The following is a 22177-nucleotide window of genomic DNA, read 5'->3' on the forward strand; positions in this document are numbered from 1 at the left end:
CATTTCACTCCGATGCCTAGCCTTGCCTACCGGGCAGGACGATGCAAGCGAGAAAGCGGCGCATCACGCGCCGCTCTCCTGTTTCACATCAAGCCGCGATGTCGCTGGTTATTGCCTGGCCAACGGTGCTGACCTGGAAGTCGGCCACGCCGTGCCCGGAGAAATCCACCGAGAGCAGGCTGTTGCCGCCCGACGAAGTCAGAACCGCATCGCCGGCTGCACCGGTGAAGCTGCTGACAAAGTGCAGGCCGGCGCCTTTGGTGATACCGGTCAGGTCGATTTTGTCGAGACCGCTGACAAAATCGAGGATCTGATCGATCGCACCCGGCTTGGAGTCCGAGCTGGCCGCGAACACAAACGTGTCCGAACCGGCGCCGCCCAACAGCTTGTCGGCACCGCCAGCGCCCCAGAGGATGTCGTTGCCGGCACCGCCCTTGAGCTCGTTGGCCACGCTGTTGCCGATCAGCAGATCGTTGCCCGAACCGCCGATGGCGTTCTCGATGATCGCGCCCTTGGCGATGGACACGTTGCCCACCAGGCCGCCCACGTCGGAGAACGAAGCGTCATTGAGGTTGATCTTCTGGTTCTGGGTGAAACCCGAGAAGTCCAGAGTGTCCTTGCCGCCCGCATCCCACACCGAGAACACCACTTTGTCACTCGACGACGAAGCGCTGAGGAAATCGCGACCGGTGTTGGAGTTGAAGCCGTAGGTGGTGTCACCGGTACGGGTGGTGGTGTTGGCACCGTAAAGCTTCTGGATCGCAGCGATATCGTCCATCAGCGGGCCGGAGGAATAGGCTTCTACGCCGCCCTTGCTGAAGTTCTGATTGGTGTTGCTCTCGCTCCAGTAACTCATGACGCTGTAGCCGCGGGTGTCTTGCCCGTAGGAAGCGTCGTTGTAAGTCGGGTTGCCATTGCCGGCGTTGTAGTCGCCAGGGTGGGCCAGACCGAGGCTGTGACCGATTTCGTGAGTCAGAGTCTGACGACCGTAGTTGTTCAACTCCGGATTTTTGTTTTGCGTGTAGCCACTGTTGATCAGGTACCACGAGGTGCCGTCGTAGCCGGCGCCGGTGCCTGGCAGATAAGCGAACGCTGCAGCGCCATCCTGACCACCGCTGTAGTTACCGAAGGTCATGTGGCCGTCGCCGCCCGAGGCTTTTTCGGTGAAGGTGACATTGGCCACATCGGCCCAGGATTGCATGGCGAGCTTGGCCTGGGCTTGTTGCTGAACACTGAACTGACTGAACCCGCTGATCCCGTGCTTGTTCATCGTGCTGGACGATGCCGACGTCAGGAACGTGTAGGTAAGTTCAATCTTGCCGCTGCCGTCCTTGTCTTGGTAGGCAGCGCCGTCGCGCAGCAACTGGGTTGCGGCCTGGTCAACGGAGAAGGAGGGTTTGCCATTGACCGTGAGGTTGCCGCCACGATCATATTGATGGCTGAAGCTATTGATCTGGTTGTACGCCGAGCTGGCTGCGGCCAGAGGTTGCGGCGCCGCGGACAGCAGAAAAGCCTGTTCGGCAGTATCAATAGCATTCGATTTAACTTTCGACATAAACACACTTCCTTGTTTAGCAATGGAACAGTTTTTGTCAGATAGCGACAATCTCTGGCGAGATCGTCCTATCACTCGCCCAATGAAGGCGTAAGAAACCTGACACAATTCGAAATCTGTCGTAAAGGATTTTTTTGAGATCGAATCTGGCTGTTCCGGGAAACTCCCGTAAACAATGCGCGCGGGGGGCGAAGGAATGTTTTAAAGGGCGGGGCATTGCCTAATTGTCTGACGATTTTCTATTTAAATATTAAATATGGGTAAGTTGCTTTTTGTTGGATACGTCTCACTTTTCTGCACATTATTAGTGCGTGCCAGCGGATTGATATCAATCAATAACAGCCACTTAAAACTCATTGTGGGAGCGAGCAGGCTCGCTCCCACAGGATTTTTGTTGTGTTAGCTACCGGTGCGGATTTTGTTCCATACCCGCGTGCGAATCCGGTCGATATTCAGCGGCATCGCCTCCAGCGCAAACAGCTTGCCCATCATCTCCGGGCTCGGGTAAACCTTGGTGTCGTTCTTGATGGCCGGGTCGATAAGGCTGTCGGATTGTTCGTTGCCATTGGCGTAGTGCACGGAGTTACTGATGTCCGCCATCACGTCCGGGCGCAGCAGATAGTTCATGAACGCATAACCGGCCTTCTCGTCCGGTGCGTCGTTGGGCATGGCGACCATATCGAACCAGATCGCCGCGCCTTCCTTGGGAATTGCGTAGCCGATTTCGATACCGTTCTTCGCTTCTTTGGCGCGGCTCTCGGCTTGCAGGATGTCGCCGGAGAAACCGACGGCCACGCAGATATCGCCGTTGGCCAGGTCACTGGTGTATTTCGAGGAATGGAAGTAGCTCACGTACGGCCGCACCTTCATCAGCAGCGCTTCGGCCTTTTTATAGTCCTCGGGATTTTTGCTGTGGTGCGGCAGGCCCAGGTAGTTGAGCGCGGCCGGGAGCAGTTCCGGGCCATTGTCGAGGATGGCTACGCCGCACTTCTGCAGTTTTTCCATGTACTCGGGCTTGAAGATCAGATCCCAGGAATCCACCGGTGCGTCGTCGCCCAGCACCGCTTTGATCTTGGCGACGTTGTAACCGATGCCGGTGCTGCCCCACAGATAAGGAAAACCGTGCTCGTTGCCCGGATCGTTGGTCTGCAAAGCCTTGAGCAGTACCGGATTGAGATTCTTCCAGTTCGGCAACTGGCTCTTGTCGAGCTTCTTCAGCGCCCCACCCTGAATCTGCCGGGCCATGAAGTGGTTGGACGGGAACACCACGTCATAACCTGAGTTGCCGGTCATCAACTTGCCGTCGAGAGTTTCGTTGCTGTCGTACACGTCATAGGTGACGCCGATGCCGGTTTCTTTCTGAAAATTCTTGGTGGTGTCCGGCGCAATGTAGCTGGACCAGTTGTAGACCTTTACCGTGTCGGCGGCGTGACTGATGGAGGCGACCAGCAGCAGCGGCGCCAGGGCGAGGGTTTTCTGGATCATGGGTCGATTCCTGTAGAGGCTATTGTTGTTGGCAGGCAATCAAAGGATCAAACAATCAGAAAATCAGTACGTAGGTCTTGCGCACGGTCTCGTGGATATCCCAGATACCAAGCGTGTTGGCCGGCAACATCAGTGCATCGCCGCCTTGTATATGCAGGGTTTCGCCGCCGTCATCCGGGGTGAACGTGCAGCGCCCGGAGATGAAGTGACAGAACTCCTGAGCGGTAATCTGCCGGCGCCAACGCCCGGGCGTGCACTCCCAGACGCCGGTTTCGACGCCGTCTTCACGCTCGACGCTGGTGGTCGAGGCAATGGCGATCGGTTCGCCGAGCGGTACGGCCACCGGATTGGATTCTTCCAGTTGGAGCGTGGCGGTGTTTTTGAACTGGGTGATGCTCATGGCGTTACCTGTCTTGGGGCTTTCTTGGTGGCTTTTTTTGGATTGCGTTGACGCTCAGTGCATGAAACCTTCCATGAAACCGGCCACCTGACTGGCGAGCTTGCGCCGCCATGGCGCGGTCGCCGGGTTGGCCAGGGTCTGGTCTTCGTGGACGAAGCTTTTGATGATCGCGTTGTAGCCGAGCCAGCGGCACGGCTCCGGCTCCCACGCACGTAGCGCGTGAATTCCGCCATCCGGCAGCACCCACGGCTGTTTAACCAATTCGCTGTCGCGTTCCAGAATCAGATCCGCCAGAGTGCGGCCACCGAGATTGCTGGCACCGACGCCCTCCCCGCCATAGCCGCCGGACAGCGCAATGCCGTTGGCCCGATCGCAGAGCATGTGCGGTTTGAAATGCCGGGACATGCCAAGATTGCCGCCCCAGGCGTGGGTGATCTGTACGTTTTTCAGTTGCGGGAACAGTTCACCGAACAAGTAGCGACGCAGTTCGACCTCATCACGGGTCAGGTCAAAGTTGTGGCGCAGCTTGCCGGCAAACTGATAGCCGCCACGGGCGCCGAAGATCAAACGGTTGTCGGCACTGCGCTGGCCATACGTCACTTGGCGACTGAACTCGCTGAAGGCCTGGCCGCGACTGAGGCCGATCTCGTCCCAGGTCGCGGCGGACAACGGCTCGGTGGCGACGATCAGGCTTTGCACCGGCAACTGATAGCGCCCCAGCGGCGGCAATGTCACCGCATACCCTTCAACCGCCGGCACGATCCAGCGACTGCGCACACTGGCCTTGGCCGTGCGCACGCTACCCGACTGCCAGTGCGTGACAGGGCTGTTTTCGTAAATTCTCACGCCCATCTTCTGCACGGTGCGCGCAAGGCCTCGAACCAGTTTGGCCGGGTGGATGGTCGCCACGTGTGGCGCATAAATGCCGCCGTACGGTTTGGCGATGCGGATCTGCTGCGCCAGTTGCTCGGGGCTGAGCCAGCGGTAGTCGTTGTCGGTCAGGCCTTGGGCGTGCAGGCTGGCGAGGTATTCACGCAGACTGGCTTCCTGCTCCGGGTAACGCGCGGCGCAGTACAAAACGCCACCCTTGCGGTAATCGCAGTCAATGCCTTCGCGTTCGAGGACAACTTCCACTTCATCGGGGATGCTGTGCAGCAGATCGAACGAGGCGCGACGCTGCTCTGGCGACAAACCGGCCAGCAGACGATCTTCACCGAGCAGATTGCCCATCAGCCAACCGCCGTTACGGCCGGACGCGCCGAACCCGGCGGTTTGCGCCTCAATGATCGCGATGTCCAGGTCCGGGGCCTGTTTCTTCAGGTAGTACGCCGTCCACAGCCCGGTGTAACCGGCGCCGATGATCGCCACGTCGACGTCCAGATCCCGTTCAAGCTCCGGCCGCGCGATCAGCGGCTCGTCGAGTTGATCCATCCACAAACTGATAGTGCGCCACGCCGGCATGCAAGACTCCGCCACTGAAAACCTTCGATGGCGTCGATCCTAGTGCGCAAGCTCAGAGGATGTCTTGCGCGCGTGTCCGCAAAGAAATTTGTTTGGCGTAAGCCTTGGGCGACTGACCGGTGTGCTGCCGGAAACAGCTGTAGAACGCCGATAGCGAGTTGAATCCGGCCGCAAAGGCCAGCTCATCGATACGCACCGGCGGCGTGGCGGCGTCCAGGGATTTGAGCAAATGCTGTAACCGTGCCTGATTGACGTAGCGATAAAAGCTTTGCCCAAGCACTTGATTGAGCAGGTAGGAAATCTGGTTACGGCTGTATCCGCACTCCTTCGCCACCCGTTGCAGATCAAGCTCAGGATCAAGATACGGCTGTTGCCGTTCGAAATATTGCTGCAGATCGTCAGCCATGAAGCTCAGTTGGCGCGGAGAAAGTCCCAATCGACTGACGGCCGGACGCTGGCTCGGCGTTGTCTTGTCACTGGTTTGCCCACGCACCAGTGAGGCGTACTCGTTGACACGCCAGATCAAACCGTCCCTGACCGTGATCGCCTCACTGGAACGGAACGACACCAGACCGTCGCCACCGCGCAAGGTCACTTCGTATTGAATGAACGCTGTGTTGCCGTCGACACGGATCCGGTCGCAATGCTCCAGCGCTTCGTCGAATTCCCGCGGCATGCTGACGCGCACATACTCGCGCAACTCGTCGAGGCCCAGTACGCGGTTCTGGAAAAAATCGTTGTACTGGATATCCGGGTGATACAGCGCCATGACGCTGTCCAGCTCGCGGTGTTTCCAGCTCAAGTGGTAGCGCATGACCGTGGCAGCCGTGGCCTTGGTCTGTTCTGGGCCGTCGTCGTCGGCGTGCATAAGGAGCTCGGCGAAAAAGAACCGAGCTTGCCCAAGTTCGGCACGTGCATCAATGGCTAATCTGCAGTGGCACTGCGGCGATGATCGCGTAGGCCATGACCTACATCAAAAGATGCGAAGCAATCGCAAAATGAACTGAAAACTCTCACAGAAATTTCACATCGAGATGCTACTTTTAATGGCAAGTCACCGGTTGAGCCAATGAAGGCTCTTCCCACCTAACATGAGCAAACGGAAGCGCTCGATGAAGAAGGCGGGCAACATATGAATAAAGGTTCAAGCAAAGTCACATTCCCTAATGCCTGCCAGCTGATGCGCTGGCATTTTCATCCCATGGGTTTCGAGGCGACGATGGATGCGCCCGGCAGCATGATTGCCCGTCTGTTTGATCGCGCCAGCGGCGAAACCATGATCGCCATTGCTGGCATCCCGTGTGCCACGGTGATGAATGCGGCCGATGTCGAGCGAATTATCGAGGCTGTGGAGGATGAGCTTGAGACTTTCATTCCTCCAGAATCTCTCAGGAGTTATGCATAACCTCTTGATTTACAAAAAAGCCCGCACAGTTTGCGGGCTTTTTTTGTGGCTCATGCGGTGGACTTTTCCGTTCGATGATCGAGGAAGAACGGCTTGTCCTTCACCACCCGATCAGACGCCCGGGGCATATTCACCGCTTGCACTTCTTGCGGCTCGACATACCAGTAGCAATGGCTGACTGCCCTCGTAATCCCGACGTAGGCCAGGCGCAGGATTTCATCCTTTTGCGCAGTATCGTATGGCTCGCTGTCGCCATTCTTGCCCAAACCGGCCATGCGATACACCTGATTCTTGTACGGCGAACTGGTCAGGTGCTGGCAGTCTCCGAGCAGAAACACCGCGTCTGCCTGCAAGCCTTTGGCGCTGTGATAAGTCAGCTGTTTGAGTCTTCTGGCTTCGTACGGCAAGCTCGAATCAACATTAACTACCGACTGAATATGTTCTTCAATCAACAACTTATCGCTGCTTTTTCGATAAAGCATCAGGATTGAATGGCCCTGTCGATAGTGTTCGGCAAGGCGTTGCCCCAAGGCTTGATCGTCACGCTCCAGTACGTTGACTGGCTGCAAAACCTTGGGTTCGCCACTGGCCTTGGCTTTCTTGCCGGGGATCGCCGGCGCAGCGCGAACGATGTGTTCAGCCGCATCGATGATGTGCTGATGACTGCGATAGTTGTCGCTGAGCATTACCCGTGTGGTGCTCGGAGAGGGGAATTCCTTGTTGAACTCCATGAAATAGCTTGGTGAACTGCCGCGCCAGCCATAAATGGACTGCCAATCATCACCGACACAGAGCAGCGTTGAACGCTGCGCTCCCCGCCCGACATGCATCGCGGGGCCACGACTGCGGATTTCGTTGAGGCTTGCGCGGATCCAGGAAACGATCTGCGGCGAAACGTCCTGAAATTCATCGATCATCAGGTGCGACATCGGCCGGAGCAACTCATCGCTGAGCAGCTTGAGGTTCTCTGGCGAGTGCTCACTGAACAGCGCGAACATGCGGTTGTAGGTCATGATCGGCGGCTTCTGGTCGAGCAGATGATCTTCCAGAGCACGCCAGAACAGGCTCAGCGCCTCGAAGAAAAACCGGTCCGGATCGTCCTTGGCGAAACTCATACGTCCGACAGCGTCAGGCACATCCAGTCCCAGGTTCTCGATGAAGCCTGCTGCGGCAACGAAACAGTCGAGCAAAGGCGCGGAGGCCAGTTCGCCTTTGACTTTGTAATCGAAGCCCGGACCGGCGCTGGCATCCGCTGCCAATGTCGCGAGCACGCGCTTGGCCGACTCGTAACTATCTATCCAAATCAATGGCTTACGATAGAAAGCTTGAAACAGGGTGCGCTTGACCGCCCACTCTGCGCGAACGGAGAGCTTGGCATTGGGTCGGCTGAGCTGTGGGTTTTCCCGTGGATCGAAACCGAGCACCACCCAGGCGTCGAGGCTTGGGATATAGCCATGGCAATGGAATTTCGCCCCGTTGATTTCGAAAGTCTGCCGGTTTGGTTCGATGCCTTTGATGGGCCAGGCACCCGCACGAAACCACAAATCTTCAATGACATCGCAGAGTTCTTCGTCGCGTTTGGCCGCCAGCTCGGTGACAGCCATACGCTTTTGCACATCCGGGTGATCGCGCTCCAGCTCTCTGAGCTGCAAGCCCGCCTTGGCCATAGGCTGAATCAACTGGCGGAAACGCTCGTCCTGGCTGAATAAGCGGTGGTAGCAGGCATTGAGCTGCTGGCGCTGAGCATCGTTGATGCGCAGGTCGAATGGATTGCTGTCGACTTCCTCGTCAGCGCCCTGCGCGCGATGGCTGAGGTTCTCGAATGCCTGCAAACGTTCGAATCCCGGCAGGCTGCGCACCATCGGCAGAATGCGCGAGTGAAAGGTTCGCACCAGTTCCCGCGCCTGTTTCAAGCTCAATACTTGACCCCAAAGCGCAAAAATCTCGATCAGTTTGTTGATGAAGTCCTTGCGCGACTCGCGGGTGAAGGTCACTACGGTCATCGAATCGATTTCAAAGCCGAGATACTGGGTCAGCAGCAGAATGCGCAGCACCAGCGTGGTCGACTTGCCTGCTCCGGCACCAGCGACCACGGAAGTTGACGGAGTCTCGCTGAAAATCATCTTCCATTGCGCGGCACTCGGCTGAGCGTGTTCCGGCAACAATCTAGCGACATCGGCCTTGATGCGTTTCTTCAGCTCGGCGGTGAGTGGCAGGCGCCAATCGTCGAACAAGTGATTGTCGACGCTCGGCGGACGATGCTTGGTGCTGCGACTGTCGCGGATCAGCAACACTTGCCGGCCTTCCTCCAGCCCCTCGAGCTTGCCCTCTTTAAAGCCGTACTCGACGCCCGCAGTGTGACCGCTGCGAAAGCCGTCAGCCTGGCCGTGCAGCCATGACGCACGGTGCTGAGCCCGCAACCGAGTCAAACCATGACCAAAGAAACGTGCGGCCAGGCGCTTGAACCAAGGCATCTCAGCCAGCGGACGGAGTTCAGGAGGAAGATCGGGGGTGTGTTGCGCCACGCTAATGGGCTCCAGTGGGTAAGGCTGTTGCGGCTATGGTGTCTTTATTTACCGTTGAGTTCTAGCGAAATGCTTACGCGTCATTGGTTTAGGCGATGAATTGAAGGTGAGATGAAACGGTTTCGACGCCCTCTTCTATCAATTTATCCGATGATAATGCCGCATTTTTTACGCTTTTTATCGATGATTGACTGATAGATGATCGCCGTCATAAACCACCGGTCTTGCGCCGGGTGCGGCTCTCTCGCCCCGCGACAAACCTTTTGAGGAGACGATCATGCTTGAACTCAGACCTTTCAGCTCGCTGGGCGGCGCCCATCATGGCTGGCTGGATGCCCATCACCATTTTTCGTTCGCCGAATACTACGATCCGCAACGCATGAGCTGGGGCAATCTGCGGGTGTGGAATGACGACGTGATTGCCGCAGGCACCGGTTTCCCGCAGCACCCGCATCGCGACATGGAAATCATCACCTATGTACGTGAAGGTGCGATCACCCACCAGGATAATCTGGGCAACAAGGGCCGCACCGAGGCAGGCGACGTGCAAGTGATGAGTGCCGGCACCGGCATCGCGCACAGTGAATACAATCTGGAAGCCGCAGACACGAAAATCTTCCAGATCTGGATTTTGCCCACTGAAACCGGCGCACCGCCGTCATGGGGCGCGAAACCCTTCCCGAAAGGTCAGCGTGAAGGCTTTGTAACGCTTGCCAGCGGTAAGGATGGCGATGATCAAAGCCTGCGAATTCGCGCCGATGCACGCTTGGTCGCGGCGAACATCAAGGCTGGGGAAACTGCTGAATATCGCCTCGACGAAGGGCGCCGGGCTTATCTGGTGCCGGCCACTGGCGTAATTGAAGTCAACGGCCTGCGTGCTCAAGCACGGGACGGTGTGGCGGTGGCGCATGAACAGTTGCTGACGGTTACGGCAATTGAAGACAGTGAGATCGTGTTGGTGGATCTGGCTTGAGTGCTTGAATTGCAGTGTCTAGTCCTGAAATAGGTTTACACCTGTTTCAGCCTCAAAACGCCCGATGCACCGCATCGGGCGTTTTGTATTTCAGCGACAGATGAGGCCGCTCGTTGTTATAGATCTGCACCGACTCGTCCACCATCCGGATGGCTTCTGCCAAATCTTTGGGGCGATGCAGCAATAACTCGTTTTTCAAAATCCCGTTCACACGCTCAGCCAACGCATTTTGGTAGCAGTCGTAGCCATCGGTCATTGAGCAGGTGATGCCGTATTTGGCATGCAGCCGCTGATAAAGCTCGGAGCAGTATTGGACGCCTCTATCCGAGTGATGCACCAGGCGTTGCTCCGTTTTCCGCTGCCTGAGGGCTTTGTTGAACGCCTGGATCACCGATTCGGTGTGCAAGCTTTCATGGACATGGTGCCCCACGATTTTTCGGGAGTACGCATCGGTGACCAAACTCAGATAAGCCACACCCGTTTGCGTCGGTAAGTAGGTGATGTCCGCAACCCATACTTGCTCTGGCGCCTTGGCGACTACCTGAATCGGTCCATCTTTGAGCAGGTTTGGATGCCGGCGAAAGCGATGATGGCTGTCTGTCGTTTTGTGATACGCCCGTCTGCGGGGAACCAGTTCGCGCCGATCTCGCAAGATATCGAATAAACGGTCTCGACCAACCTTTACGGACACTTCTGGCTCAGTGCGCATTAGATTGTGAAGTTTTCGGGTGCCAAGGCGCGGCTGCCTAAGTCGCTTTTCCCTCACGAATCCCATCACTTCCTGGGCATGACGGGCCCGGGCATCACACGCCCGGTTGCGCTTGTAATAAGCCTGACGGGAAATCCCCATGAACTGGCAAGCCCTACTGATGCTCAGGCCTTGGATCTGCCCTTGGGAGAGGACTTGCCGGATCGCTTTTTTACGACAGAAACACCGAAGTCGTTCTTCAAAACGCCAACGACGGCCTCGAAAAACTGAGCTTTCTGGTTGGCTTGGGCAAGCTTTTCTTCAAGCTCTTTGATTCGCTGTTCGGGTGTCAGGGGTTTATCGGGCTCATCCATGGAACGGGGTCTCTTGGAGCGAATGGACGCGCCTTGACTCCAGTCCTGCCGACCATGCCTGCGTAACCAGTTCAGTACGGTCGTTTTACCCTGAATGCCATAGCGCTCTTGAGCCTCTTTATAACTCAACTCGCCTTTTTCGACCTGATCGACGACCGACAATTTAAAGGTCAGCGTGTAATCACGCTGACTGCGCCTTTCTCCCGTATTCATTACTCCCTCCTGAGAATGGGTCAGAAGGTGTAAACCTTATTCAGGACGGGACACAGACGTAAAAAAGGGCAACCGCGAGGGTTGCCCTTTTTTATGCTGCGTGTCAAGGAGCATCACTTGCTGGAAATAGCACCATCCACCAGGGTCTGCGCCTCGGCCACCAATTGCTTGAGGTGGTCGTCGCCGATGAAGCTTTCGGCGTAGATTTTGTAAATGTCTTCGGTGCCAGACGGACGTGCGGCGAACCAGCCGTTTTCGGTCATTACCTTCAAGCCGCCAATGGCCTGATCGTTGCCCGGCGCGTGGCTGAGAATGCTCTGAATCTTCTCGCCTGCCAGTTCTGTCGAGGTCACCTGCGTTGGCGACAGCTTGCTCAGCAGTGCTTTCTGCTCCGGATTGGCCTTGGCGTCGACGCGCACCGAGAACGGCTCGCCCAGTTCTTCGGTCAACGCGCGATAAGCCTGGCTTGGATCGCGGCCGGTACGAGCAGTCATTTCTGCAGCAAGCAATGCCGGAATCAGACCGTCCTTGTCGGTACTCCATACGCCGCCGTCCTTGCGCAGGAACGAGGCGCCGGCACTTTCTTCGCCACCAAAACCCAGCGAACCGTCGAAGAGGCCGTCAGCGAACCATTTGAAACCGACCGGTACTTCATACAGACGACGACCCAGACGCTTGGCGACGCGGTCGATCAAACCGCTGCTGACCACGGTTTTACCCACGCCAGCATCGGCACGCCATTGCGGACGGTTCTGGAACAGGTAATCGATGGACACCGCCAGATAGTTGTTTGGCGCAAGCAGGCCACCCGACGGCGTGACGATGCCGTGGCGGTCGTGATCCGGGTCGCAGGCAAACGCCACGTCAAAACGCTCTTTCAGACCGATCAGGCCTTGCATCGCGTGGCTGGACGATGGGTCCATTCGAATCTGGCCGTCCCAGTCAACGGTCATGAAACGGAAGGTCGAATCGACTTGCTTGTTCACCACGTCCAGATCCAGACGGTAGTGCTCGGCGATGGCCGACCAGTAGCGCACCCCTGCTCCGCCCAAAGGATCGACACCCAGATGCAGTTTGGCATCACGAATGGCGTCGAAATCGATCACGTTGATCAGATCGGCAACGTAGGTATTCACGTAGTCGTGGCGATGGGTAGTGCTGGCCTTCAGCGCCTGCTCGTAGCTGATGCGTTTCACGCCAGCCAGTTTGTTGACCAGCAATTCATTGGCCTTGGCTTCGATCCACTTGGTGATGTGGGTGTCGGCCGGGCCGCCGTTGGTTGGATTGTATTTGTAGCCGCCGCTTTGTGGCGGGTTGTGCGACGGCGTGATGACGATGCCGTCGGCCAGGCCCGAGGTACGGCCGCGGTTGTAGCAGAGAATGGCATGGGATATGGCAGGTGTCGGCGTATATTCATCGCCTTCGGCGATCATCACGGTCACACCGTTGGCTGCCAAAACCTCCAGCGCACTGGCCCCGGCCGGGGTCGACAGTGCATGAGTGTCGATGCCGACAAACAAGGGGCCGGTAATCCCTTGGGCTTCCCGGTACAGGCAGATTGCCTGGCTAATGGCCAGAACGTGCCATTCGTTGAAACTCAAGTCGAAGGAACTGCCACGGTGACCGGAGGTGCCGAACGCCACACGCTGTGTGGAAATGGAAGCGTCAGGTTGGCCGGTGTAATAAGCCGTTACCAGTCGCGGGATGTCGACCAACAATTCTGCCGGTGCCGGTTTGCCCGCAAAAGGACTGATAGTCATGCAAGACCTCTGAAATAGAGTGGTTCAGGAATAGAGCGCAGTTTACTGGCAGTTTGACCGCTATGCGAAGGGATCTATCCGGAACTCTTCCGATGTTTTTTAACGTTACTCATCCGGTGCCAACCGCAATGCATCGCCCAGCAGCCCGACGACGCTGACCAGATCGTGATCGCCATGAGTCAATGGGCTCAAGCGCAGATGGTGCGCATGCAAACCCTGCAGGCTGAACAACTCCCCGGGCGCAATGATGATCTGCTGTTTGAGCAGGCGATGGAACACGTTGCCCATGTCCACCGGGCGTAGCGAGCGCACCCACACCGTCGCCCCGCCCTGCGGCTCGATAATCTGCAACGCATCGCCCAGGCGCTCACGCAACAGCTGAATCAATTGCGTACGGCGCTCCTTGAGCATCCGCCGCAGTATGCACAAATGCTGATCCAGCCGGCCGCCGGCCAACAGCCTGGCGATCGCTTTCTGGCGGATCGGTGATAAACGGAATGCGCGCAACAGGAAATGGCGCTGCAGCTCACTGCGCCAATGGTGCGACAGGACAAATCCGAAAGGCGCTTCTGCACCGATGAATTTCTCGAACGTGGAAAACACCAGCAAACGATCAGGGTCGAGCCAGTCGCGCAGATGCCGAGAGTCGCCCCCTTCATCATCGAGTTCGCTGTAGCAGTCGTTTTCCAGAACCCAGGTGCCATGACACCCGAGCAAATGGGCGATGGCCTGACGATTGGCATGGGGCAACAGGCTCCCCTGAGGCATGCTCAACGCTGAAGACAACAGGATCAACCGCACAGGTTCGCTCTTGAGCAACGACTCCAGCCGTTGGGGATCGATCACTCCACCGGCCATTAGCGGCAATTCGATAACCCGTACTTCGGCGGCTTCCAGCAGGCGCAAGATTACCCAGTCACACGGCGATTCAACCACCACGGTGGCGCGCCGCAATTGGAGTACAGAAATCAGTATTTCCAACACACCGCGCAGGTCTGCGCCGATATAAACGTCATCCGCATGCCAGAAATTCACCGTTGACGAGGTATAGCGCGCAGCCAGTACGGTGCGCAACTCCAGTTCGCCGCAGGGCTGCACCGCCAATTGTGGCTGGCGCGGATATTGGCGAAGCAGCTCCCGTTCGAGCATCAACAATGGGCTGTCGAGCGGTTGCAGTGAAGCCGGCTCGTCGTCACTCAACACACACATGCCCGGTCGCCTGGCGTTGACGTAGACGGTTTCGAGCAGATCTGTGCCATCACCGGGCAGTTGCATGCTCGGTAGCGCTTGCGCGAAATATCCGGACTTGGCTATCGAATAGACGCGTCCTTCCTTTTCCAGCAGCGAATAAGCGTACTGGACGGTCGAGATGGACACATTCAACCGCTCTGCCAGTTGCCGCAGTGAGGGCAAACGCGCCGCCGAGCTGCTTCCCGCTTCGTCGATCAGTAATGTCAGATAACGGTAAACCGCCTGATAAATGAAGTCGTTTTCGCGCAACGCTTTCACGAACCCACATCCCGGGATACCGATTCATTTTCCGGTAAATAACTCACAATCAGCCTTCCGCCGACCGATCGGCTGCCGATCCGGAAACCGCCTTGTCCAGACTTCCGTCCTGCGAGACCAAGTCGCTGGATGCGATGATTCGAATCGGCCCCATTGCGTAGAGACGGACGATCAAACTGACGGGCAATCCGCTGACGTCCGTCACCCACTTGAGTACCTGTTCCGGAGCATGCAAGCCCTGCATCGCCCGATGCAAATCTGGCAGTGCCACCAACATGCCGGGATGGCAACTGCGTAAAAACCGTTCAAGACCGGCGCCGCTGTCAATGAACGGCGCAAACAACAGGCAGGTCAGCTGAATTTCGTTCAGATCGAAGTTGGCCATCAGGCAGCTCTCTGCCTGGTGTCGCAACTGTTCAGGTTCTTGCGGATTACCGAAACTGCATAGCAGTTGTTCACACACCGGCTCAGGCACTTGCTTGCGGCGCATCGCATTCAAGCTGCTTTGAAGGTAGTCACTGATTCCAGACTCGTAAGTGCGATCCTCGATGAATTGCGCCTGCATACCTTGCAGATGCGCAGCCACCAAGGGGTCCGCGTATTCATCGTCACCCTGATAAAGCGTCAGCTCATCCGTCTGAAATCCCAGGAAGTCGCTGAGCAAGGGCCAACGCTCTTCGAGCTTGCCGACAATCATGTCATTGATGTTAATGAAGCCGGTGCGCCGGCAGGTTTCAAATTGACCTTCGGGCCGCCACGCTACACGCTCCTCCTCCGTATAAAATTCGCGGTAATAATCCCCGCCCAGACCGTCAAGCAATGGGAACAAAATCTCAAAGCCTGAACCACCGACAATCGGTCCGGCAATTGCCGCTTTCTGCACTGCGCGACTCAATCCGTCGAGAAAGTGCTTTTGACGACGCGCAGACTCACTGCCGATCATTGCATCGACGCCATTGTTCCATCGGGCGATCTGACCGTAGAACTCGGCCGTGGCCAGATAAGCGTCATCCCACAATTCGAGCACTTCACTGAAGGTTCTACGATGGCCGATCAGCAGCAGGTTGACGCGGTTGGCTTCACGCCCCTCTTCGCAGATGGGTGCCTGATGATCGAAGGGCAAGACCTGGCGATGATCCACCATCAACAGTTCGACCCGAGGATCGTCATAAAGGAAGAGCGCGCTGTAGCTGCGGTGCATATTCTGCAGTGCCGTATGACTGTTGCCACTCCAGCGCAGGGTCGCCACCCGCAGTTGAAAAGTCGCGGGCGCACGCCCCGCAATACTCAGTTGCGCCGCCCGTAACAAGGCCAGCGTGTAACAGCTGTCGCGTGATCCGGACTGGTTTACCAGCACCTTGAAATGACCGATGTTCTCCATGCCGCCAGCCGCCACGACGAGTCGCTGGATCAACAACTGCAATGCCGTGCGTTCGGCGCGAGAGAAGAAACTCAGCAAACGTTGCAATACTTGCTGGTAGACATAATTCATTGCCTGATCATGGATCGTGCTCATCGGTATTTACCCGGTATCAAAAGTTTCATGCCGCGCAAACCGAAACATCAGTCACACGACAATTCATCAATAAGTAATAGACATTCAGATGCTAACACTTACAAATCTGTAGTCACTTGAAACACTTAAGCTATAAAAAAACCGCCAAATGCAGACGTGGCGCTTCAAGCGACTGTAATCATTGATGTTTTTCTTTTATTTTGGATTCCTAGGAAACTTCCCACAACGTCCCACGACAAATGAGTACAAGAAAAAGAGAAGCAGTTTCCGAATAAACCTACAACAATTAAACAGTAGTGGGCGCGACCAACAGAGTGGGTCGATTTATTGCGCGCAGGGCAAATTGAATGCACAGCCATGACTCATTCCTTGAGATGAAAGTAATCATTCAATTATCAGGGCTTATATTGCGATTAGAAGATACAGATCGAGAGTAAAAACCAGTTCAGTTACTGAACTGATACCCGGCACAGCACCGGGCGTTTTGTTCTTCAGGGGGGGGGATTAACACGCAAGAGTCCGTGGGGCCACGGACTCTGATTGCTGGCTTTACGCTGGTTCGACTTGAAGAGCGACCCGTTCGCGGCAAGGGCATTCGTCCATGTAACGATGTGCCTCGACGAACTCATTGAACGGGAACACACGGGTCTTGAGTGGCAGCAAAACACGATCAGCGGTCAACTGGTTGATGTCACGCAAGGCACGTTGCAAGGCGACGTGGTCCTGGGTGATGCCTAACTCCGGCTTACCGGTGAAGTTGCCGATGCAGTGCACGAAGAACTGGATGTTCTTCTGGAACGCTGCACACGCCGGAAACGGCGTCTGGTTGCCACCCTGCAGGCCGTAAAGAACCAGGCTGCCACGCGGCGCCAGAACATCGCCAAGCAGCGACATCTGCGGACCACCGAGACCATCGAAAACCACGTCCACGCCACGGTTCTCGGTGATCTTGTTGATTCGCATCAACAGATCTTCCTCTTCGGTGACAATCACCTTTTCTGCACCGAGTGAGAGCAGGTATTCACGCTCTTCCGCCTCTTTGGTGGCAGCAATCACCCGCACACCCATCGCCTTGCCCAGTTGAACAAACGAAGGGCCGGCGCAATGGCTGGCGTCAGTAACCAGGGCAAATTGCCCGGGTTTGACCCGCGCCAGATCGGCGTAAGCGAAATAGGCGATCAACAGCGGTGTGTAATGCACACTGGCTTCGATCGGGCTGAGCACATCCGGATAACGGGTCAGCGCGGTACGCGGCAGTACAATCGACTCACCGTAGACCGGATAGTCGTTCGGACTCTCGGCCGGAAAACTGGCGACCTTGTCACCGACGGACAGATCTTCGACATCAGCACCAACCGCCGTAACCACGCCAGCCATTTCATGGCCAAGCCCGGAGGGCAGGCGTGCCTGGGAAGACGCCAGATTCTGACGCCACAGCGTGTCATACCAGCTGATGCCGATAGCCTCGACACGCACCTGCACTTCGCCAGGACCTGGCTGAGCGGCCGCATGCTCTTCGCATTTGAGCACCTCGGCCGGACCAAACTTGTGAAAACGGATCGTGCGGGACATCGCAAACCTCGTCAAAGTAACCTCTAATGCCCTGAACTCTATCTGGGCTTTTGACCCAAGACTATCAGTGGCTATTAATAGTCGACATGCCTGTCATTGATTCCGCAGTATGGGCGGCATTCGCAAAATCCTTGAAAAAACTGCTCACACCGTCGCAGTAAAGCTGAATTTTCCGGTGCAGAGTACCAGCCTTTCCCCGTAAGATTCATGCCGGCCATTGTTCTCATATGGTCGCCCTCGTCAAGCTTGATGACTCTGCCAGGACTCCAGATGAATCGTAATGACCTGCGTCGTGTCGACCTGAACCTGTTGATCGTATTCGAAACATTGATGCACGAACGCAGTGTGACCCGTGCCGCCGAGAAATTGTTCCTCGGCCAGCCGGCGATCAGTGCGGCGCTTTCGCGCCTGCGCGGCCTGTTCGATGATCCTTTGTTCGTCCGCACTGGCCGGAGCATGGAACCGTCCGCCCGTGCCGTGGAAATCTTCGCCCTGCTCTCGCCTGCCCTCGATTCGATTTCGACAGCGGTCAGCCGTGCGGCGGAATTCGACCCGGCGACCAGCACTTCGGTATTTCGGATCGGTTTGTCCGATGACGTTGAATTCGCGCTGCTGCCAATGCTGCTCAAACGTCTGCGGGCCGAATCGCCGGGGATTGTGCTGGTAGTGCGTCGAGTCAATTACATTCTGATGCCGGGTTTGCTGGCATCCGGCGAAATCTCCATCGGGGTCAGCTACACCACCGACTTGCCGGCCAATGCCAAGCGCAAAGTCTTGCGACGCAGTGCGCCAAAGCTGCTGCGCGCCGACACCGTGCCCGGCCCGCTGAGCCTCGACGATTACTGCGCCCGGCCGCATGCGCTGGTGTCGTTCGCTGGCGACCTCAGCGGCTTTGTTGATGAGGAACTGGAGAAACTTGGCCGCAAACGCCACGTAGTGCTAGCCGTGCCGCAGTTCAATGGTTTGAGTACATTGCTCGCGGGCACTGACATTGTCGCCACCGTGCCGGACTACACCGCTGATGCACTGACGGCTGCTGGCGGTGTTCGCGCGGAAGATCCGCCGCTGCCGACGCGTACGTTTGAACTGCACATGGCCTGGCGCGGGTCGCAGGATAACGATCCGGGTGAGCGCTGGTTGAGGTCGCGGATTCAGATGTTTTTTGGGGATCCGGACAGTCTTTGAAAAGTCTTAGCGGAGCAGAGTGGCGTTACCCGTTAACGCCACTCTGCTCAAGCGTTCATCTTATTCAAACAACCCCAGCTCAAGCAGACCGAGTAAAGCGGTAGATCGACAGGCAGTAGAACAACAGCGCCGACGCCGCCAGCATGCCACCCACTATCCCTATGTAAGCAAACCCTAACTGGCCGCCTACCCAGCTTCCCAGCAGTGCGCCGCCGCCGATCCCGACGTTGTAGATCCCTGAAAACATCGCCATCGCCACATCGGTGGCGTCCGAAGCCAGCACCAGAACCTTCGACTGCAACGCCAGCCCAAATCCCATGATCGCCATTCCCCAGAACAGACTCAGCAGACCCAGGTACGACACCTCACCGCTCAAAGGCAGCAACAACATCAGGCACAACGCGAGTACCACCACGGTGACGATCAGGAAGCGCTGCGGGTTATAGCTGTGCAGCCAACTGAACAGCAGCGATCCGAAAATACCTGCACCGCCGAATAACAGCAGGATGAGCGTTACTGCATCGCCACTCAAACCCGCCACTCCTTCAACGAACGGCTCGATATAGCTGTAAGCGGTGAACTGGGCAGTCACTACCATTGCCGTCAGGATGTACACCGCCACCAGCGCAGGTCGTTTGAACAACAAAGGCAGACTTCTCAGGGAGCCTGAGTTTTGACTCGGCAGCAACGGTAGAACCTTGGCGAGGCACAACACCAGCGTGGCCGCCAAACCAGCGATCACCATGAAGGTCGTGCGCCAGCCCATGGCTTCGCCCAACAACCGACCGAGGGGTATGCCCAGCACCATCGCCAGCGAAGTACCGGTTGCCAGCAAACCCAAGGCTTGAACTTGCTTGCCCGGTGGCGCCAGACGCACGGCCAGCGAAGCGGTGATCGACCAGAACAGCGCATGTGCCAACGCCACACCGATACGGCTGACCAACAGGACAGCGAAGCTTGTCGCGAAACTCGACAACACGTGGCTGACGATGAACATCCCAAACAGCACGATCAACAATTTGCGCCTCTCGATGTTACGCGTGAGCAGCATGATCGGCAGCGATGTCAGCGACACTACCCACGCATAGATCGTCAGCATCAAACCGACCTGCGCCGACGACATGTCGAAGCTGCTGCCGATCGAACTCAACAGGCCAACAGGCACAAACTCAGTGGTGTTGAACACAAACGCTGCCAGTGCCAACGCAATCACCGCGTACCAATTACCATTAGTTGTAGCCGTTGAATTGCTCATTGAAGGGCGTATTACTCACTCGAAAATCGCGAACGTTTATGCTTACCCGTCGGCCAAAACCTCAGGCGACCGGTAGTTCGCTGGGGACCGCACTATAAAGAAAAAGTGAATCGATCGTCGACGACCAGCGTCCGCTGCTGGCCCGAAAAGAGTTCGATGGCTGAGCCAGAACCACTTTCGTTTCTGCGTCGCTTTTGCATTTCTGTGCGACAAATCCCGTTTCAGGGCTCCCGCGATGCTCTACAGCAGTGTTAGTTTGTAAGTGTATGTGTCTCATCGTTGAGACACTCCCAACTCACTGCCCTGCAAAGGAATGCCCTTCGTAATGAATTTCCCTTTCAAAAAACTCGCCGCAGCGACCTTGATGCTGGCGGGGCTGTCAGCTTTCACCGCACCGGCTCAGGCCAATATCACTCCACAGCAAAGCGCTGAAATCCTCAAAACCTTCAAGGCCGAATCGACCACCGATTTCCGCCAGTTCCTCGGCAGCCTGGCCAAAAGCGATCTGGCCAAGACTGCTGATATCGGTCCGGCCATTGGCGCTTTCCTCGGCAACAAAACGCTGACGGCTGAACAGCAGAACGAGATCTATCGCCTGCTCGGCATCTACGCACGCGTGAAATACAGCGCGGCTGCAACCGAGACTCTGCGCGAACTGGTCGAGATCCCGACTTATCGCAAGGACGGCGTTGCTCAGCACGAAAACCCGGAGTTCATCAAGATCGGCGAGAAGATCAAAAGCCTGGCTAAGTCGTTCAATCTGAATTTCCGCAACATCGACAACCGCGTCTATGAGATCTCTCTCGAAGGCACGGGCGATGAAGTGGTCGGCATTCATGCACACGCCGACGTAGTTCCGGTAACGCCGGAAAACTGGGTACTGAAGGACGGCACCCGCCTCGACCCGTTCAAGATCACCCTGATCGGTGATCGCATGTATGGCCGCGGCACCGAAGATGACAAAAACGGCATCGTGGTGACGATGTATGCCATGAAGGTAATCAAGGACGAAAAACTGCCACTGGCGCGCAATTTCAAGCTATTGGTGGACACCACTGAAGAAACCACCGGCGACGCGATCCCCTACTACTTCGAGCGCAATCCGACGCCAAACTACAACCTGGCGCTGGACGGTGGTTACCCGGTGGTGATTGCCGAGAAGGGCTACGGCACGGTCATGGCCAACTTCGCCAAACGCAAGGGCGAAGGCAAAGGTGCAGAAATCATTTCGATGACCGGAGGCCTGGCGACCAACCAGATTCCTTCCGTATCGGTCGCCACACTGCTGACCGACAAGCCTGCCGAACTGGCTGCCAGCCTGCAAAAGGCCGGCGCTGATTACGCCAAGCGCAACGGTGGCAATTTTGAAGTAGCGGCGAAGGTCGATGGCAAAGATGTCAAGTTGACGGTGACCGGTGTGTCCGCGCACTCCTCCGAGCCCGAGTCCGGGGTCAATCCGGTGGCGCGAATGCTCGACTTCATCAATAGCCTTGATGGCATAGTCGCGCTCAAGCACAACCACATTACCGATGCTGCGCGCTACGCCGCTGACAATTGGGGCCTGGATTACCTTGGCAATAAACTGGAGGTCGGTTTCTCCGATGCCTTCATGGGGCCGCTGACCACGTCGCTGACCTACGTCGGGATGGATGAAAAGACCTTCAAGCTTGCAGTCAACCTGCGCGTTCCGAAGGGCAAATCGCCTGAGAAGCTCAAGACAGAAATCGCCGAAAAACTGGCGGTCTGGAGCCAGAAGAGCCATGTGGCCGTAGCTTTCGACTATTCGATTGCCGAGCCGATGTACCGCAATCCTGAGGGTGAGTGGGTCAAGGCGCTGCTGGCGGTTGCCACCGAAAATCTGGGCATGAAACACGAATTCGGCACTTCCGCGGGAGCGACTTCGGTGCATGAACTGCCAAACGGCGTGCAGTTCGGTCTGGCTCGACCTGAGGTCAAGTACACCGGTCATACCGACGGTGAATTCAAGACCGTGGATCAGTTCCAGCTCGATCTGCAGATCGTGACAGAGATGATTGCGCGGATCGGTCAGTTACCGAAACTCTGATCATGAAATTCGAACCCGCCGCACTGGCGGGTTCTTCTTTTTAATCGCCACATAATCCCCTTCTCTCAACCTCAGCCCTGATCGTTGCAAAGCAGACAACACAGCATTGCCATCGACGAGATTGATAGCCACCTAACGAAAGGTGCATGCTAGAGGGCTCGCTCGAGTCTTATATCATTCCGAATGATAGTTACCTTTGCTTCATTCGATTCGTGCCATACCACCCCGCCGAGCAT

General features: G+C 56.7%; 16 protein-coding genes. 4 read left to right on the forward strand and 12 right to left on the reverse strand.

Annotated features, from left to right (window positions below; translation table 11 throughout):
* Positions 1-88 precede the first annotated feature (88 nt).
* The 5 genes from ACA043_RS15575 to ACA043_RS15595 all read right to left on the reverse strand — a co-directional run bounded on the left by ACA043_RS15575 (position 89) and on the right by ACA043_RS15595 (position 5769).
* Positions 89-1555: a serralysin family metalloprotease gene (locus ACA043_RS15575; RefSeq protein ID WP_489879581.1), complete on the reverse strand. Its 1467-nt coding sequence runs from the start codon at positions 1553-1555 to the stop codon at positions 89-91.
* A gap of 399 nt (positions 1556-1954) precedes the next feature.
* Positions 1955-3040: a polyamine ABC transporter substrate-binding protein gene (locus ACA043_RS15580; RefSeq protein ID WP_187678992.1), complete on the reverse strand. Its 1086-nt coding sequence runs from the start codon at positions 3038-3040 to the stop codon at positions 1955-1957.
* A gap of 55 nt (positions 3041-3095) precedes the next feature.
* On the reverse strand, positions 3096-3440 hold the full coding sequence (locus ACA043_RS15585; RefSeq protein ID WP_187678991.1) for a cupin domain-containing protein: 345 nt from the start codon (positions 3438-3440) through the stop codon (positions 3096-3098).
* A gap of 54 nt (positions 3441-3494) precedes the next feature.
* The gene (locus ACA043_RS15590; protein WP_497657347.1) at positions 3495-4901 is read right to left on the reverse strand and encodes an NAD(P)/FAD-dependent oxidoreductase; all 1407 of its coding nucleotides are present in this window, start codon (positions 4899-4901) and stop codon (positions 3495-3497) included.
* Positions 4902-4953: 52 nt separating this feature from the next.
* A complete protein-coding gene (locus ACA043_RS15595; RefSeq protein ID WP_401264015.1) occupies positions 4954-5769 on the reverse strand; it encodes a helix-turn-helix domain-containing protein in 816 nt (271 codons plus the stop codon).
* 264 nt (positions 5770-6033) lie between these two features.
* Between ACA043_RS15595 and ACA043_RS15600 the strand changes: the two genes are divergently transcribed.
* Positions 6034-6306, forward strand: a complete 273-nt coding sequence (locus ACA043_RS15600; RefSeq protein ID WP_187678988.1) for a DUF1652 domain-containing protein — start codon at positions 6034-6036, stop codon at positions 6304-6306.
* 50 nt (positions 6307-6356) lie between these two features.
* Here the strand turns inward: ACA043_RS15600 and ACA043_RS15605 are convergent, their stop codons facing one another.
* Positions 6357-8831 carry a UvrD-helicase domain-containing protein gene (locus tag ACA043_RS15605; protein ID WP_497657348.1) on the reverse strand — a complete coding sequence of 825 codons (2475 nt, stop codon included), beginning with the start codon at positions 8829-8831 and terminating at the stop codon, positions 6357-6359.
* Positions 8832-9108: 277 nt separating this feature from the next.
* On the opposite strand from ACA043_RS15605, the gene ACA043_RS15610 reads away from it, so the two are divergent.
* Entirely contained in the window at positions 9109-9804 is a 696-nt protein-coding gene (locus tag ACA043_RS15610) for a pirin family protein (RefSeq protein ID WP_401264012.1), read from the forward strand.
* Between the two features lie 52 nt (positions 9805-9856).
* On the opposite strand, the gene ACA043_RS15615 is transcribed toward ACA043_RS15610, so the two are convergent.
* The 5 genes from ACA043_RS15615 to ACA043_RS15635 form a co-directional block, all read right to left on the reverse strand.
* Positions 9857-11079 (reverse strand): IS3 family transposase gene (locus tag ACA043_RS15615; RefSeq protein WP_497657349.1). Its coding sequence is split into 2 segments (ribosomal slippage): positions 9857-10728 and positions 10728-11079, totalling 1224 coding nucleotides; the frame shifts between segments, so codons are not numbered across the junction.
* 113 nt (positions 11080-11192) lie between these two features.
* The gene (gene pgm / locus ACA043_RS15620) at positions 11193-12839 is read right to left on the reverse strand and encodes a phosphoglucomutase (alpha-D-glucose-1,6-bisphosphate-dependent) (RefSeq protein ID WP_187678985.1); all 1647 of its coding nucleotides are present in this window, start codon (positions 12837-12839) and stop codon (positions 11193-11195) included.
* A gap of 105 nt (positions 12840-12944) precedes the next feature.
* Positions 12945-14348: an aminotransferase-like domain-containing protein gene (locus ACA043_RS15625; protein WP_497657350.1), complete on the reverse strand. Its 1404-nt coding sequence runs from the start codon at positions 14346-14348 to the stop codon at positions 12945-12947.
* A 49-nt stretch (positions 14349-14397) separates the two neighbouring features.
* The gene (locus ACA043_RS15630) at positions 14398-15864 is read right to left on the reverse strand and encodes a hypothetical protein (protein WP_497657351.1); all 1467 of its coding nucleotides are present in this window, start codon (positions 15862-15864) and stop codon (positions 14398-14400) included.
* Positions 15865-16413: 549 nt separating this feature from the next.
* Positions 16414-17436: a zinc-dependent alcohol dehydrogenase family protein gene (locus tag ACA043_RS15635; RefSeq protein WP_187678982.1), complete on the reverse strand. Its 1023-nt coding sequence runs from the start codon at positions 17434-17436 to the stop codon at positions 16414-16416.
* Between the two features lie 270 nt (positions 17437-17706).
* On the opposite strand from ACA043_RS15635, the gene ACA043_RS15640 reads away from it, so the two are divergent.
* Complete coding sequence (locus ACA043_RS15640; protein WP_262410342.1) at positions 17707-18621, forward strand: LysR family transcriptional regulator; 915 nt, start codon at positions 17707-17709, stop codon at positions 18619-18621.
* A gap of 79 nt (positions 18622-18700) precedes the next feature.
* Here the strand turns inward: ACA043_RS15640 and ACA043_RS15645 are convergent, their stop codons facing one another.
* Positions 18701-19876 (reverse strand): sugar transporter, encoded by a 1176-nt coding sequence (locus tag ACA043_RS15645; protein ID WP_489879575.1) that lies wholly within the window; start codon positions 19874-19876, stop codon positions 18701-18703.
* Positions 19877-20201: 325 nt separating this feature from the next.
* Here ACA043_RS15645 and ACA043_RS15650 point away from each other — a divergent pair, with 325 nt between their 5' ends.
* Complete coding sequence (locus ACA043_RS15650; RefSeq protein ID WP_489879574.1) at positions 20202-21941, forward strand: dipeptidase; 1740 nt, start codon at positions 20202-20204, stop codon at positions 21939-21941.
* Positions 21942-22177 lie beyond the last annotated feature (236 nt).

The sequence above is a fragment of the Pseudomonas sp. LBUM1648 genome (assembly GCF_059716145.1).